The sequence below is a fragment of the Ochrobactrum sp. SFR4 genome (genome assembly GCF_019730395.1).
In the GTDB taxonomy this organism is placed as follows: Bacteria; Pseudomonadota; Alphaproteobacteria; order Rhizobiales; family Rhizobiaceae; genus Pseudochrobactrum.
This window is the reverse complement of record NZ_JAAPBB010000684.1, coordinates 1-280: the sequence shown is the minus strand read 5'-3', so window position 1 is coordinate 280 and position 280 is coordinate 1. Positions and strand designations below refer to the sequence as shown.

Sequence of the window (280 nt, the reverse complement as noted above, 5' to 3'; positions counted from 1 at the left end):
ATGGTGATCAGTGAAGCTGTGCGCAGGTTTTCTGCCAGCTTTATTGCTGCCCGAGGGTCTACAACGCGATCTGCACCCGGAACCAGAAACAGGGTCGGGATTGAGAAATTCTCGTAGAACTTAGTGTTATTGATGCTGTGAATGGCGCGCATCGTCTGTGCCAGCCATTGAATTGTCGGGCCTGCAATACCGAGCTGCGGCTGATCACGCGTAATCGTGGCATTGCGGATATAGCGTGTCTGATCATGGGTCAGCGGATTGCGGGCAAAGCTCTCCGGCG

The 280-nt window shown here is 54.3% G+C and carries 1 protein-coding gene; it reads right to left on the bottom strand.

What is annotated here, in order from left to right; all coding sequences use genetic code 11:
* On the bottom strand, positions 1-280 hold a 280-nt coding region (locus HBA93_RS20795; protein ID WP_221724539.1), incomplete at both ends, for a serine aminopeptidase domain-containing protein.